We start from the raw sequence: 13,715 nt of genomic DNA on the forward strand, positions 1-13,715 counted from the left end.
CCGTGGCGGTGGGCGGGGGGTCCGCGGGGGGCGCGCCCCCCGGCGGGGGGGGGGGCCGCCCGGCGCGGGGCGGGGGCCGGGGGCGCGGCCCCCGGGCCCCCGGCCCTGCGCCGTGCGGCGGGTCGAGCAGCGGGTGAAGGCGGGGCGACGGATGCGTGTCCGGTGCGCGGTGGCGGCCGGGACCGGTGTAGAACGGGGGAGTGACGGCTGTGTCGGCTTCAACTAAGTCAGATAACCAGACAGCGGCGTTGACGCTGGACAAGGCGGACCTGGAGAACTTCCCGGTCGCCCCGTCCTTCCTGCCCGCGGCCTGGCGCAACGACCTGATGGCGGTCTACGGCTTCGCCCGGCTGGTCGACGACGCCGGCGACGGCGACCTCGCCGACCCGGCCGCCGCCGCCCACCTGCTGGACGTCCCCGGCGCGCCCGGCGACGACGGCTTCCGGCTCGCCCTGCTGGACGGCCTGGAGCACGACCTCGACCGGGCCTTCGCCACCGCCCTCGGCGGTGTCGACGACACCCCGGGCGGCACCGTGCTCGGCACCGCGGCCGGCGAGCCCCGGCACCCGCTGATGCGCGCCCTGGTCCCGGTGATCGAGCGGCACGCCGTCACCCCCGAACCGTTCCGGCGGCTGATCGAGGCCAACCGGGTGGACCAGACCACCACCCGCTACCCGGCCTACGCCGACCTGCGGCACTACTGCACGCTCTCCGCCGACCCGGTCGGCCGCCTGGTGCTCGCGCTGGCCGGCCGCGCCACGCCCGAGCGGATCGAGCGCTCCGACGACATCTGCACCGCCCTGCAGATCGTCGAGCACCTGCAGGACGTCGCCGAGGACTTCGGGCGCGGCCGGATCTACCTCCCGCAGGAGGACCTGGCGACCTTCGGCGTCACCGAGGACGACCTCGCCCGGCCCACCGCCTCCCGCGCCGTGCGCCAGCTGGTCGCCTGGGAGGCGAGCCGGGCCCGGACCCTGCTCGACCGCGGCGCCCCGCTGGTGGGTACGGTGCACGGGAGGCTCCGACTGCTGCTGGCGGGATTCACCGCCGGCGGATACGCGGCCCTGGACGCCATCGCGGCGGCCGGGTTCGACGTGCTCGCGCACCGGGCGAAGCCCGACAAGCGCCACCTGGCCGGCCGGGCGGCGGCACTCTTCGTGAAGGGAAGGTGAGCGCCCGCGTGGGGGCATCACCACTGGCGTCCGCGCCGGTCATGGCGGCCTACCGGTACTGCGAGGCGGTCACCGCCCTGCAGGCCCGCAACTTCAGCTACGGCATCCGCCTGCTGCCCGAGCCCAAGCGGCTCGCGATGTCCGCGCTGTACGCGCTGGCCCGCCGGGTCGACGACATCGGCGACGGCGAGCTGCCCGCCGAGCAGAAGCACGAGGCGCTGGCCCGCACCCGCGCCCTGCTCGACGAGATCCGGGCCGGCGAGGTCGCCGAGGAGGACACCGACCCGATCAAGGTCGCCCTCGCCGACGCGGCCCGCCGCTTCCCGATCCCGCTCGGCGGCTTCGACGAGCTGATCGACGGCGTCGAGATGGACCTCAAGGGCGTCGAGTACGCCACCTTCGAGGAGCTCAAGGTCTACTGCCGCTGCGTGGCCGGCTCGATCGGCCGGCTCTCGCTCGGCGTCTACGGCTGCGAGGACGAGAAGCGCGGCGCGGAGTACGCCGACACCCTCGGCCTGGCCCTGCAGATCACCAACATCCTGCGCGACCTGCGCGAGGACGCCCTGAACGGCCGCACCTACCTGCCCACCGAGGACCTGGTCCGGTTCGGCTGCCAGCAGGGCTTCGCGCTGCCGCGGCTCCCGGTCGGCGCCGACTTCACCGGCCTGATCGCCTTCGAGGCCGACCGGGCCCGGCGCGCCTTCGAGGAGGGCCTGCGGCTGCTGCCGATGCTCGACCGCCGCAGCCGCGCCGCCACCGCCGCGATGGCCGGCATCTACCACCGCCTGCTCGGCCGGATCGCCGCCGACCCGCACTCGGTGCTCCGCGGCCGGGTCTCGCTGCCCGGCTGGGAGAAGGCGTACGTGGCACTGTCCGGGCTCGCCGGAGGGCGTTCTTGATTCTCGCGCCAGTTCTGTCACGCTGTGTCAACGGGGCCCCGGGGCGCTTCCGCACCTCGCCGCCCCCGCAGTCCACCGCAGTCCGGGAGGACCGATGAGCACGCCGACGCCCCCGCGGGAACGCACCGCCGTGGTGGTCGGCGGCGGCCTCGCGGGCATCACGGCGGCCCTCCGGCTCGCCGACGCCGGGGTCCGCACGACCCTGCTGGAGGCCCGCCCCCGGCTCGGCGGCCTGGCCTTCTCCTTCCAGCGCGGCGACCTGACCGTCGACAACGGCCAGCACGTCTTCATGCGCTGCTGCACCGCCTACCGCGGCCTGGTCGACCGGCTCGGCGCCGACGCCCTGGTCGAGCTCCAGGACCGGCTGGACGTCCCGGTGCTCGGCCTCGCCGCCGACGGCACCCGCAGCCTCGGCCGGCTCCGCCGCGCCGACCTGCCGGTCCCGCTGCACCTGGCCGGCAGCCTGGCCGGCTACCGGCACCTGTCCCCGGCCGACCGGCTGCGGGTGGTGCGCGGCGCGCTCGCCCTGCAGCGGCTCGACCTCGCCGACCCGGCGCTGGACGAAATCTCCTTCGGCGACTGGCTGCGCCGCAACGGCCAGACCCCGGCCACCGTCGCGGCGGTCTGGGACCTGGTCGGCGTCGCCACCCTGAACGCCACCGCCGACCGCACCTCGATGGCGCTGGCCGCGATGGTGTTCAAGACCGGCCTGCTCTCCGACCCCGGCGCCGCCGACATCGGCACCGCCCGGGTCCCGCTCGGCGAGATCCACCACGACCGGGCGCTGGCCGCGCTGGAACGGGCCGGCGTCCGGGTGCTGCTGCGCACCCGGGCCGCCGAGCTGAAGGCCGCCGAGCCCCACGCCGTCCGGCTGGAGGGCGGCGAACTGCTCACCGCCGACACCGTGGTGCTGGCCGGCGCCCAGGACACCGCCGCCGCCCTGCTGCCGCCCGGCGCGATCCCCGAACAGCACCGGCTGGCCGGGTTCGGCACCGCCCCGATCCTGAACGTGCACGTGGTCTACGACCGGCGGCTGATCCGCCGCCCGTTCTTCGCGGCGCTCGGCTCCCCGGTCCAGTTCGTCTTCGACCGCACCCGGCACTCCGGCCTGGCGGTGCCCGGCGCCCAGTACCTGGCCGTCTCGCAGTCCGCCGCCGAGGACGAGATCGACCTGCCGGTGGCCGAGCTGCGCGCCCGCTACCTGCCCGAACTGGAACGGCTGCTGCCCGCCGCCCGCGGCGCCGGGGTGCTGGACTTCTTCGTCACCCGGGAGCGCACCGCCACCTTCGACCCGGCGCCCGGCACCGCCCGGCTGCGCCCCGGCGCGCGCACCGCCCACCCCGGCGTGCTGCTCGCCGGGTCCTGGACGGCCACCGGCTGGCCCGCGACCATGGAGGGTGCGGTGCGCAGCGGTCACGCGGCGGCCGACGCCGCCCTGGCCGGCCACGGCCGGCTCCCGGCCGACCGCGGGGACGGGCGGTGGCCCCGATGACCCCGGGCGCCCCCTCCCCGACCACCGACACCGCACCCGGCCGGCCGCCCGTCGCGGCCGACCGGACGTACCGAGAGGGAACGCACGTGGAGGCACGCACCGGCTCGACGGTCAGGGACACCCCGACGGTCCTGGACCTGCTGGCGCGCGGACGCACGCTCTGCACGCCGCCGATGCGCGCGGCCGTCGCCCGGCTGGCCGCACCGATGGACACCGTCGCGGCCTACCACTTCGGCTGGATCGACCGCGACGGCCGCCCCGCGGCGGGCGACGGCGGCAAGGCGGTCCGCCCCGCGCTGGCCCTGCTGTCGGCCGAAGCGGTGGGCGCGGACGCGCAGCTGGGCGTACCCGGCGGCGTGTCGGTCGAGCTGGTCCACAATTTCTCGCTGCTTCATGATGACCTGATGGACGGTGACGAGACGCGTCGGCACCGGGCCACCGCCTGGACGGTGTTCGGCCCGGCGCAGGCCGTGCTGGTCGGCGACGCGCTGGCCACCCTCGGCACCGAGGTCCTGCTGGACGCCGCGGTGACCGGCGGGGCCGCCCCGGCCGACGCCGCCCGCGCCGTCCGCCTGATCACCACCGCGACCCGGCGGCTGATCGACGGACAGGCGCTGGACGTCTCGTTCGAACAGCGCGACGTGGTGACGGTCGAGGAGTGCCTGGCCATGGAGGGCGGCAAGACCGGCGCCCTGCTGGCGGCCTCGGCGGCGATCGGCGCGGTGCTGGCCGGCGCCGACGACCGGGTGTCCGACGCGCTCCAGCGGTACGGCTACCACCTGGGACTCGCGTTCCAGGCGGTGGACGACCTGCTGGGCATCTGGGGCGCCACCGAGGTGACCGGAAAGCCGCACTGGAGCGACCTCCGGTCGCGGAAGAAGTCGCTGCCGGTGTGCGCCGCGCTGGCCGAGGGGGGCGCCGCCTCCCGCGAGCTGGCGGCACAGCTGGCCGACCCGACCGGTCGCGGCGAGGAGAGCGAGCAGCGGCTCGCCGCCCGCGCCGCGCTGATCGAGCAGGCCGGCGGCCGGGCCTGGACGCAGGAAGAGGCCCGCCGCCAGTACGACACCGCCCTCGCCGCCCTCGGCGAGGTGCCCATGACCGATGCGGTGCGCGAGCACTTCGTCGCACTCGCCGAATTCGTGGTGGTCAGAGAGAGGTGACGCAGGAGTGACAGCAACCGCGGGCGGAAGGCTCGACCCTGGAGCCTCAGTAGCACCAGTACGATCCGACGATTCCCCACCCGCGGCGGCGCTCGGCCGCGCCACCGCACACCTGCTGTCACTCCAGCACGCCGACGGCTGGTGGAAGGGCGACCTGGAGACCAACGTCACCATGGACGCCGAGGACCTGCTGCTCAGGGAGTTCCTGGGCGTCCGCACCGAGGAGCAGACCCGGGCCACCGCGGCCTGGGTCCGCTCCCGGCAGCGCGAGGACGGCACCTGGGCCACCTTCCACGGCGGCCCGCCGGAACTCTCCACCACCGTCGAGGCCTACGTCGCGCTCCGGCTCGCCGGGGACGCCCCGGACGCGCCGCACATGCGGGCCGCCGCCGCCTTCGTCCGCGAGCACGGCGGGATCGCCGCCACCCGGGTGTTCACCCGGATCTGGCTCGCCCTGTTCGGCTGGTGGCCCTGGCAGAAGCTCCCCGAACTGCCCCCCGAACTGCTGTTCCTGCCCAGCTGGGCGCCGCTGAACATCTACTCCTTCGGCCAGTGGGCCCGGCAGACCATCGTCCCGCTGACCGTGGTCTCCGCGCACCGCCCGGTCCGCCCCGCCCCGTTCGGCCTCGCCGAACTGCACGCCGACCCGGCCAACCCGTACCCGGACCGGCCGCTCGCCCCCTCGCACACCTGGGAGGGCCTGTTCCAGCGGCTCGACCGGCTGATGCACCGCTACCACCGGCACGCCGTCAGACCGGTCCGCCGGCTCGCCCTGCGGCAGGCCGCCGCCTGGATCGTCGAACGGCAGGAGGCCGACGGCTGCTGGGGCGGCATCCAGCCGCCCGCCGTCTACTCGCTGATCGCGCTGCGGCTGCTCGGCTACCGGCTCGACCACCCGGTGATGAAGGCCGGACTGGCCGCCTTCGAGGGCTTCACCGTGCACACCGAGGACGGCAAGCGCTGGATGGAGGCCTGCCAGTCCCCGGTCTGGGACACCTGCCTGGCCGCCGTCGCGCTGCGCGACGCCGGACTGCCCGGCGACCACCCCGCCCTGGTCCGGGCCGCCGACTGGATGCTCGGCGAGGAGATCACCACCCGCGGCGACTGGGCGGTCAAGCGCCCCCGGCTCGCCCCCGGCGGCTGGGCCTTCGAGTTCCAGAACGACACCTACCCCGACATCGACGACACCGCCGAGGTGGTGCTCGCGCTGCGCCGGATCGACCACCCCGACCGGGACCGGCTGGCCGGCGCCGTCGAACGGGCCGTCAACTGGAACCTCGGCATGCAGTCCAAGGACGGCGCCTGGGGCGCCTTCGACGCCGACAACACCAGTCGGCTCCCCAACAAGCTGCCGTTCTGCGACTTCGGCGAGGTCATCGACCCGCCCTCGGCCGACGTCACCGCGCACGTGGTCGAGATGCTCGCCGCCACCGGCCGCGTCCGCGACCCGCGCACCCGGCGCGGCGTCGCCTGGCTGCTGCGCCACCAGGAGGCCGACGGCTCCTGGTTCGGCCGCTGGGGCACCAACTACATCTACGGCACCGGCTCGGTGCTGCCCGCCCTGGTCGCGGCCGGGCTCGGCCCCCGCCACCCGGCGATCCGGCGCGCCGTCGCCTGGCTGGCGGACCGTCAGAACGCCGACGGCGGCTGGGGCGAGGACATGCGCTCCTACACGGACCCGGCCACCTGGGCCGGCCGCGGCGAGTCCACCGCCTCGCAGACCGCCTGGGCGCTGATGGCGCTGCTCGCCGCCGGCGAGCGCGACTCCGCACCGGTCGAACGCGGCGTCGCCTGGCTGACCGCCACCCAGCGCCCCGACGGGACGTGGGACGAACCCCAGTTCACCGGCACCGGCTTCCCCTGGGACTTCTCCATCAACTACCACCTGTACCGGCTGGTCTTCCCGGTCACCGCGCTCGGCCGCTACCTGCACGACGCCCCGCTCGGCCTCGGGGGCGACCGGTGAACGGCCCGCTGCTGGTGCTCTGCGCGCTCGGCCCCGAGGCCTGGGCGCTGCGCGGCGGCGACTGGTCCGGCGCGGCCGGCGGCCCCCCGGTGCTGGCCCGCACCGGCATGGGCCGCCGGGCCGCCGGGCGGAAGGCCGGCGCGCTGCTCGACGCGGGCGGCTACGGGGCGCTGCTGGTCGCCGGGTTCGGCGCCGCGCTCGGCCCCGGGGTGCGGCCCGGCGAGGTGATCGTCGCCGACCGGGTCACCGACCCCGAGGGCGGCGCGTACCCGCTGGCCACCGCGACCGCGCTGGCGACCGCGCTGGAGGAGGCCGGCCTGCGGGTCCACCTCGGCACCCACCGCACCGTCGACCGGGTGGTGCGCGGCCCGGCCCGGGCCCGGCTGCACCGGGAGGGCGCGCTGGCCGTCGACATGGAGGCCGCCGCCGTCCTCGCCGCCCGGGCTGCGCACGCCCCCGACCTGCCCGCGGCCGTGCTGCGGGTGGTGGTCGACACCCCCGCGCACGAACTGCTCCGCCCCGGCACGCTGCCCGCCGGGGTGCGCGCCTGGCGGACGCTGCGCACCGCCGTCCCCGCCCTCACCGCGTGGCACCGGCGACTCGCCGCCGCGCCCGCCCCGCTGACGACCCCACAGCCCTCGACGCTCCCCCAGGAGGCGAGCTAAGCCATGGCCATGCCGCTGCGTCAGACGATCCGCGTGTCCACCTACCTCATGCAGCAGAAGATCCGCCGCCGGGACAAGTTCCCGCTGATCGTCGAACTGGAGCCGCTGTTCGCCTGCAACCTGAAGTGCGAGGGCTGCGGGAAGATCCAGCACCCGGCGGGCGTGCTCAAGCAGCGGATGCCGGTCGCCCAGGCGGTCGGCGCGGTGCTGGAGTGCGGCGCCCCGATGGTCTCCATCGCCGGCGGCGAGCCGCTGATGCACCCGCAGATCGACGAGATCGTCCGCCAGCTGGTGGCGCGCCGCAAGTACGTCTTCCTGTGCACCAACGCCCTGCTGCTGCGCAAGAAGCTCGACATGTTCACCCCCTCGCCGTACTTCACCTTCGCCGTCCACATCGACGGCCTGGAGGAGCGGCACGACGCCTCGGTCGCCAAGGAGGGCACCTTCGCGGAGGCCGTCGAGGCGATCAAGGAGGCCAAGCGGCGCGGCTTCCGGGTCACCACCAACTCGACCTTCTTCAACACCGACACCGCGCAGACCGTGGTCGAGGTGCTGGACTTCCTCAACGACGACCTCAAGGTCGACGAGATGATGATCTCCCCGGCCTACGCCTACGAGAAGGCGCCCGACCAGGACCACTTCCTCGGCGTCGAGCAGACCCGCGAACTGTTCCGCACCGCCTTCGCCGGCGGCAACCGGCGCCGCTGGCGGCTCAACCACAGCCCGCTCTTCCTGGACTTCCTGGAGGGCAAGGTCGACTTCGAGTGCACCGCCTGGGGCATCCCCAACTACTCGCTGTTCGGCTGGCAGCGCCCCTGCTACCTGATGTCCGACGGCTACGTCCCCACCTACCGCGAACTCATCGAGAAGACCGACTGGGACAAGTACGGCCGCGGCCGCGACCCGCGCTGCGACAACTGCATGGCCCACTGCGGCTACGAGCCGACCGCCGTGCTCGCCACCATGGGCTCGCTCAAGGAGTCCATCCGCGCCGCCCGCGAGACCCTGGCCTCGCCCAAGCCGGTCTGACCGGCCGTCAGGCCCGGCGCGGGCGGACCACGCCGACAGGCGACCGCGCCCGCCGGGCCGCAGGCTGGAGAGCGACACTCCACCGCACCGCACGCCGGGAGAGGGACGCCATGCCACTGCTGAGCCGGATCACCGGGCCCGAAGACCTCCGACGGCTGCGCCCCGAGCAGCTGCCCCCGCTCGCCGACGAGATCCGCGACTTCCTGATCGACGCCGTCACCCGCACCGGCGGCCACCTCGGACCCAACCTCGGCGTGGTCGAGCTCAGCATCGCCCTGCACCGGGTCTTCGACTCCCCGCACGACCGCATCCTCTGGGACACCGGCCACCAGGCATACGTCCACAAACTGCTCACCGGCCGGCAGGACTTCTCCCGGCTGCGGGCCAAGGACGGCCTCTCCGGCTACCCCTCGCGCGCCGAGTCCCCGCACGACCTGATCGAGAACTCGCACGCCTCCACCGCGCTCGGCTACGCCGACGGCCTCGCCAAGGCCGACCAGCTGCTCGGCGTCGACCGCTGCACCGTCGCCGTGGTCGGCGACGGCGCGCTCACCGGCGGCATGGCCTGGGAGGCGCTCAACAACATCGCCGAGGCCGAGGACCGCCCGCTGGTCATCGTGGTCAACGACAACGAGCGCTCCTACGCCCCCACCGTCGGCGGCCTCGCCCACCACCTCGCCACCCTGCGCACCACCCGGGGATACGAGCGCTTCCTCGCCTGGGGCAAGGACGCCCTGCAGCGCACCCCCGTGGTCGGGCCGCCGCTGTTCGACGCCCTGCACGGCGCCAAGAAGGGCTTCAAGGACGCCTTCGCCCCGCAGGGCATGTTCGAGGACCTCGGCCTCAAGTACCTCGGCCCGATCGACGGCCACGACATCGCCGCCGTCGAACAGGCGCTGCGCCAGGCCCGGAACTTCGGCGGCCCCGTCATCGTGCACTGCCTGACCGTCAAGGGCCGCGGCTACCGGCCCGCCGAGCAGGACGAGGCCGACCGCTTCCACGCCGTCGCCCCGATCGACCCGTACACCTGCCTGCCGATCTCGCCCTCCGCCGGGGCCTCCTGGACGTCCGTGTTCGGGCAGGAGATGCTCGCCCTCGGCGCCGAGCGCCCCGACCTGGTCGCCGTCACCGCCGCCATGCTGGAGCCGGTCGGCCTCGGTCCGTTCGCCGCCGCCCACCCCGGCCGCACCTTCGACGTCGGCATCGCCGAGCAGCACGCCGTCGCCTCCGCGGCCGGTCTGGCCACCGGCGGGCTGCACCCGGTGGTCGCGGTCTACGCGACCTTCCTGAACCGGGCCTTCGACCAGGTGCTGATGGACGTCGCGCTGCACCGGCTGGGCGTCACCTTCGTGCTCGACCGGGCCGGGGTCACCGGCAACGACGGCGCCTCGCACAACGGCATGTGGGACCTGTCGATCCTGCAGGTCGTCCCCGGCCTGCGGCTGGCCGCCCCGCGCGACGCCGACCGGCTGCGCGAACAGCTGCGCGAGGCCGTCGCCGTCGAGGACGCCCCCACCGTGCTGCGCTTCCCCAAGGGGAACCTCGGCCCCGAGATCCCGGCGATCGAACGGATCGGCGGCGTCGACGTGCTGGCCCGCACCGGACCCGCCCCCGACGTGCTGCTGGTCGCCGTCGGCGCGACGGCCCCCGCCTGCCTGGACGCCGCCGCGCTGCTCGCCGCCGACGGCATCACCGCCACCGTCGTCGACCCGCGCTGGGTCAAGCCCGTCGACCCCGCCCTGGTCGCGCTGGCCGCCGCGCACCGGATGGTGGTCACCGTCGAGGACAACGGCCGGGCCGGCGGCGTCGGCGCCGCCGTCGCCCAGGCCATGCGCGACGCCGGGGTCGACACCCCGCTGCGCGACCTCGGCATCCCGCAGGAGTTCCTGGCGCACGCCTCGCGCGGCGAGATCCTCGAGGAGATCGGCCTCACCGGCACCGGCGTCGCCGCCCAGACCGCCGCCCACGCCCGCCGCCTGCTGCCCGGCACGCGGACCGGCGCCCAGGAGTACCGGCCCCGGGTGCCGCGCAAGTAGCCACCGATTGGAGCGAACCAGCGTGACCCAGGCCGAACCGCTCGACCTCGCCGCCCTGCTCGACGCCCGGGGCGGCGAGCGCTACGAGCTGCACGCCCGCTACCTCAACCCGCAGCTGCCCCGGATGCTGCACACCATCGGCTTCGACCGGTCCTACGAGCGCGCCAAGGGCCCGTACTTCTACGACGCCGAGGGCAACGAGTACCTGGACATGCTGGCCGGGTTCGGGATCTTCGCGCTCGGCCGGCACCACCCCGTCGTCCGGGCCGCGATCCAGCAGGTGATGGACCTGGAGACGGCCGACCTGACCCGCTTCGACTGCTCCCCGCTGCCCGGCCTGCTCGCCGAACAGCTGATCGCCCGCGCCCCCGGCCTGGACCGGGTGTTCTTCGGCAACAGCGGCACCGAGGCGGTCGAGACCGCGCTCAAGTTCGCCCGCTGCGCCACCGGGAAGCGCCGCGTCCTGTACGCCGACCACGCCTTCCACGGCCTCACCGCCGGCTCGCTCTCGGTCAACGGCGAGAGCGGCTTCCGCAAGGGCTTCGACCCGCTGCTGCCCGACACCGCGATCCCGCTCGGCGACCTGGACGCGCTCAAGCGCGAGCTGAAGAAGGGGGACGTCGCGGCGCTGATCGTCGAGCCGATCCAGGGTAAAGGCGTGCTCGCCCCGCCGCCCGGCTGGCTGGCCGCCGCCCAGGCCCTGCTGCACGCGCACAAGGCCCTGCTGATCTGCGACGAGGTGCAGACCGGCGTCGGCCGCACCGGCACCTTCTTCGCCTACCAGGCCGAGGAGGGCGTCCAGCCCGACCTGGTCTGCGCCGCCAAGGCGCTCTCCGGCGGCTACGTCCCGATCGGCGCCACCCTCGGCAAGTCGTGGATCTTCGAGAAGGTGTACTCCTCGATGGACCGCGTGCTGGTCCACTCCGCCAGCTTCGGCTCCAACGCCCAGGCGATGGCGGCCGGCCTGGCCACCCTGCACGTGATGCGGCAGGAGGGCGTGGTGGAGAACGCCGCCCGGGTGGGCGAGCTGTTCCGGGCCCGGCTGGCCGCGCTGACCGAGCGGTACGAGCTGCTGGCCGAGGTGCGCGGGCGCGGACTGATGATCGGCATCGAGTTCGGCCGGCCCAAGTCGCTCAAGCTGCGCACCGGCTGGACGGCGCTGCAGGCCGCCCGCAAGGGCCTGTTCGCGCAGATGGTGGTCGTCCCGCTGCTCCAGCGGCACCGGATCCTCACCCAGGTCTCCGGCGACCACCTGGAAGTGATCAAGCTGATCCCGCCGCTGATCGTCACCGAGCGGGAGGTCGACCGCTTCGTCGACGCCTTCACCGAGGTGATGGACGACGCCCACCGCGGCAGCGGCCTGATGTGGGACTTCGGCCGCACCCTGGTCAAGCAGGCCGTCGGCTCGCGCTAGGTCCTTTCAGAGTTCGGTCCGGCGGCGGCGCACCACCACCCACAGGTCCGCCGCCGCCACCAGGGTCAGCACCCCGCAGACCACCGCGAACACCGTCAGGGTGCCGCCGCCGGGCACGTCGCCCGGCCCGGCCAGCGCCGCCCAGACCGCGAAGCCCGCGGTGCAGAGCGCGAAGAACGGCAGGAACAGCACCGACAGCAGGAACCGCAGCTTCAGGTCGGTGCGCGCGGTGGCCGGTTCCGTACCGCTGCGCCACACCTTCGGGGTCCTCGCCCGCCGCATCCGCGACCGCCTCCCTCGCTACCCTTCCAGGGTAGGACGGGGACGGCGCGGGAGGCGGGACGATGGACGACCGGATCGAGGACTACCCGGGCCTGCCCGAGGAGCGGGCCCGGGAGCTGGCCGCCGCCCGGGGCTGGCGCACCGTCCGGGCGGTGGCCCCGGACGCGGTGCTGACCATGGAGTACCGCTCCGACCGGCTCAACCTGACGGTGCGGGACGGCGTGGTGGAACGCGCCTGGACGGGCTGAGGCCGCCGGGGCGCCGGGACCGGGGCCGGTCGCCCCGCGACGGGGCGGCGTCCCCGCAACCGGGCGTCCAGCGCGGCCACCGCGGGCTCGGCCAGCGGCAGCGCCAGCAGCACCAGGGCGCCCGCCGCCCAGCCGGCCAGCACGTCGGAGAGCCAGTGCGTGCCCAGGTAGACGGTGGTCAGCCCGACGGAGACCGCGGTGCACCCCGCCAGCGCGGCGCCCGTCCGCCGCCAGCGCCCGGCCAGGTAGGCCAGCACGCCCCAGGTGACCACCGCGTTCGCGGTGTGCCCGGACGGGAAGATGGTGCCGCCGGAGAACAGTTCCGGCGAGCCGGCGACCTGCGCGTAGTGCGGGCCCAGCCGCCCGGTCAGCAGCTTCACCCCGCCGACCGTGAGGTTCAGCAGCAGCAGGGCGGTGCCCATCACCAGCAGCGGCCGCGCCGAGCGCGTCCGGCGGCAGCGCAGGCCCAGCCACAGGCAGGCCGCCAGGGCCGTCGGCCCGCGCTGCCCGGCCACCACCCAGACGTCCAGGTAGGGCAGGGCGCCGGGCCACTGCCGGTAGGGGTGCAGCCGCTGCAGCGCCCAGTCCAGGTCGACCAGCCGGGAGCCCGTCAGCACGGCCAGCAGCACGGCCAGGTACAGCGCCCCGACCAGCCCGAACAGCAGGGCGTGCCGCCGGCTGATCGCCGGGGGAGCGAATTCGATCGTACGGGCGACGGATTCGTGCCCGAGTGCGACCGGAAATGGGTGTGACGGGGTCGGTATCCGCCTGGGCGGGTAATGCGGTGAGGCTGGCACGGCGCCGACGTTACTCGCGCGCCCCGATCCGTCCGGCCTTTTCCGGAGAACCGTCACCCGAGGGGGGACGATGGCCGGAAGTTTCGCATACGGGCAGTTCAGCGGGTGTGGAAGCGATTCGGGGAACGAGGTCGGGCGGGCCGGAATTCCCGTTCCTGGCGCTGCGGAACTCCCTGTTCCGGTGGTTTCTCCGAATTCCTGGCGGGTAGTGCGGGCGCGAAAGAGGCGGCCGATTTCCGCGGGCGCGGTGCGCCGCGGGAAATCGGCCGCCTCTTCGAACGGGAGTGCGGTGGAATCAGGGCAGCAGGCGTTCGACGGCCGCCGCGCCGTGTTCCGCCAGCTCCCTCCTCGCCTTCTCGACCAGCTCCGGCGTGGGGGTGCGGCCCGAGGCCATCACCAGGTCCTCGGGGTCGACCGGGTGCTCCGCCCCGGTGTGCAGCAGGCGGTCGGGGGTCGGCATGGAGTCGCTGTCCGTGGCATCGGTCATCGGTGTCCTCCGTCGGTGGAGCGCCGGACGGGCCCGGACCCGGGTCCGCCCGGCGGGGCGCCCGCCGC

General features: G+C 74.9%; 12 protein-coding genes. 9 read left to right on the plus strand and 3 right to left on the minus strand.

The window, feature by feature from the left end; genetic code table 11:
* Positions 1–248 precede the first annotated feature (248 nt).
* The 9 genes from hpnC to ACIOHG_RS29760 all read left to right on the plus strand — a co-directional run bounded on the left by hpnC (position 249) and on the right by ACIOHG_RS29760 (position 11,833).
* Positions 249–1,172 (plus strand): squalene synthase HpnC, encoded by a 924-nt coding sequence (gene hpnC / locus ACIOHG_RS29720; protein WP_400955090.1) that lies wholly within the window; start codon positions 249–251, stop codon positions 1,170–1,172.
* A 41-nt stretch (positions 1,173–1,213) separates the two neighbouring features.
* Complete coding sequence (gene hpnD / locus ACIOHG_RS29725) at positions 1,214–2,071, plus strand: presqualene diphosphate synthase HpnD (protein ID WP_400955209.1); 858 nt, start codon at positions 1,214–1,216, stop codon at positions 2,069–2,071.
* A 94-nt stretch (positions 2,072–2,165) separates the two neighbouring features.
* A complete protein-coding gene (hpnE, locus tag ACIOHG_RS29730; RefSeq protein ID WP_400955093.1) occupies positions 2,166–3,563 on the plus strand; it encodes a hydroxysqualene dehydroxylase HpnE in 1,398 nt (465 codons plus the stop codon).
* 86 nt (positions 3,564–3,649) lie between these two features.
* Positions 3,650–4,723 carry a polyprenyl synthetase family protein gene (locus ACIOHG_RS29735; protein WP_400955095.1) on the plus strand — a complete coding sequence of 358 codons (1,074 nt, stop codon included), beginning with the start codon at positions 3,650–3,652 and terminating at the stop codon, positions 4,721–4,723.
* Between the two features lie 7 nt (positions 4,724–4,730).
* The gene (gene shc, locus ACIOHG_RS29740) at positions 4,731–6,689 is read left to right on the plus strand and encodes a squalene--hopene cyclase (protein WP_400955098.1); all 1,959 of its coding nucleotides are present in this window, start codon (positions 4,731–4,733) and stop codon (positions 6,687–6,689) included.
* Positions 6,686–7,354, plus strand: coding sequence for a 1-hydroxy-2-methyl-2-butenyl 4-diphosphate reductase (locus ACIOHG_RS29745; protein ID WP_400955100.1), 669 nt, complete (start codon positions 6,686–6,688; stop codon positions 7,352–7,354). Before shc ends, ACIOHG_RS29745 begins: the two co-directional genes overlap by 4 nt.
* Before the next feature lie 3 nt (positions 7,355–7,357).
* Positions 7,358–8,383 (plus strand): adenosyl-hopene transferase HpnH, encoded by a 1,026-nt coding sequence (gene hpnH, locus ACIOHG_RS29750; RefSeq protein WP_400955102.1) that lies wholly within the window; start codon positions 7,358–7,360, stop codon positions 8,381–8,383.
* A gap of 110 nt (positions 8,384–8,493) precedes the next feature.
* Positions 8,494–10,419: a 1-deoxy-D-xylulose-5-phosphate synthase gene (gene dxs, locus ACIOHG_RS29755; protein ID WP_400955105.1), complete on the plus strand. Its 1,926-nt coding sequence runs from the start codon at positions 8,494–8,496 to the stop codon at positions 10,417–10,419.
* 22 nt (positions 10,420–10,441) lie between these two features.
* Positions 10,442–11,833: an aspartate aminotransferase family protein gene (locus ACIOHG_RS29760; protein ID WP_400955107.1), complete on the plus strand. Its 1,392-nt coding sequence runs from the start codon at positions 10,442–10,444 to the stop codon at positions 11,831–11,833.
* Positions 11,834–11,839: 6 nt separating this feature from the next.
* Here the strand turns inward: ACIOHG_RS29760 and ACIOHG_RS29765 are convergent, their stop codons facing one another.
* The 3 genes from ACIOHG_RS29765 to ACIOHG_RS29775 all read right to left on the minus strand — a co-directional run bounded on the left by ACIOHG_RS29765 (position 11,840) and on the right by ACIOHG_RS29775 (position 13,647).
* Positions 11,840–12,115 carry a DUF6343 family protein gene (locus tag ACIOHG_RS29765; RefSeq protein WP_400955110.1) on the minus strand — a complete coding sequence of 92 codons (276 nt, stop codon included), beginning with the start codon at positions 12,113–12,115 and terminating at the stop codon, positions 11,840–11,842.
* Between the two features lie 82 nt (positions 12,116–12,197).
* The gene (locus ACIOHG_RS29770) at positions 12,198–13,160 is read right to left on the minus strand and encodes a phosphatase PAP2 family protein (protein ID WP_400955111.1); all 963 of its coding nucleotides are present in this window, start codon (positions 13,158–13,160) and stop codon (positions 12,198–12,200) included.
* Between the two features lie 295 nt (positions 13,161–13,455).
* Entirely contained in the window at positions 13,456–13,647 is a 192-nt protein-coding gene (locus ACIOHG_RS29775; protein WP_400955114.1) for a hypothetical protein, read from the minus strand.
* Positions 13,648–13,715 lie beyond the last annotated feature (68 nt).

It is taken from the genome of Kitasatospora sp. NPDC088134, from assembly GCF_044741705.1.
GTDB lineage: Bacteria > Actinomycetota > Actinomycetes > Streptomycetales > Streptomycetaceae > Kitasatospora.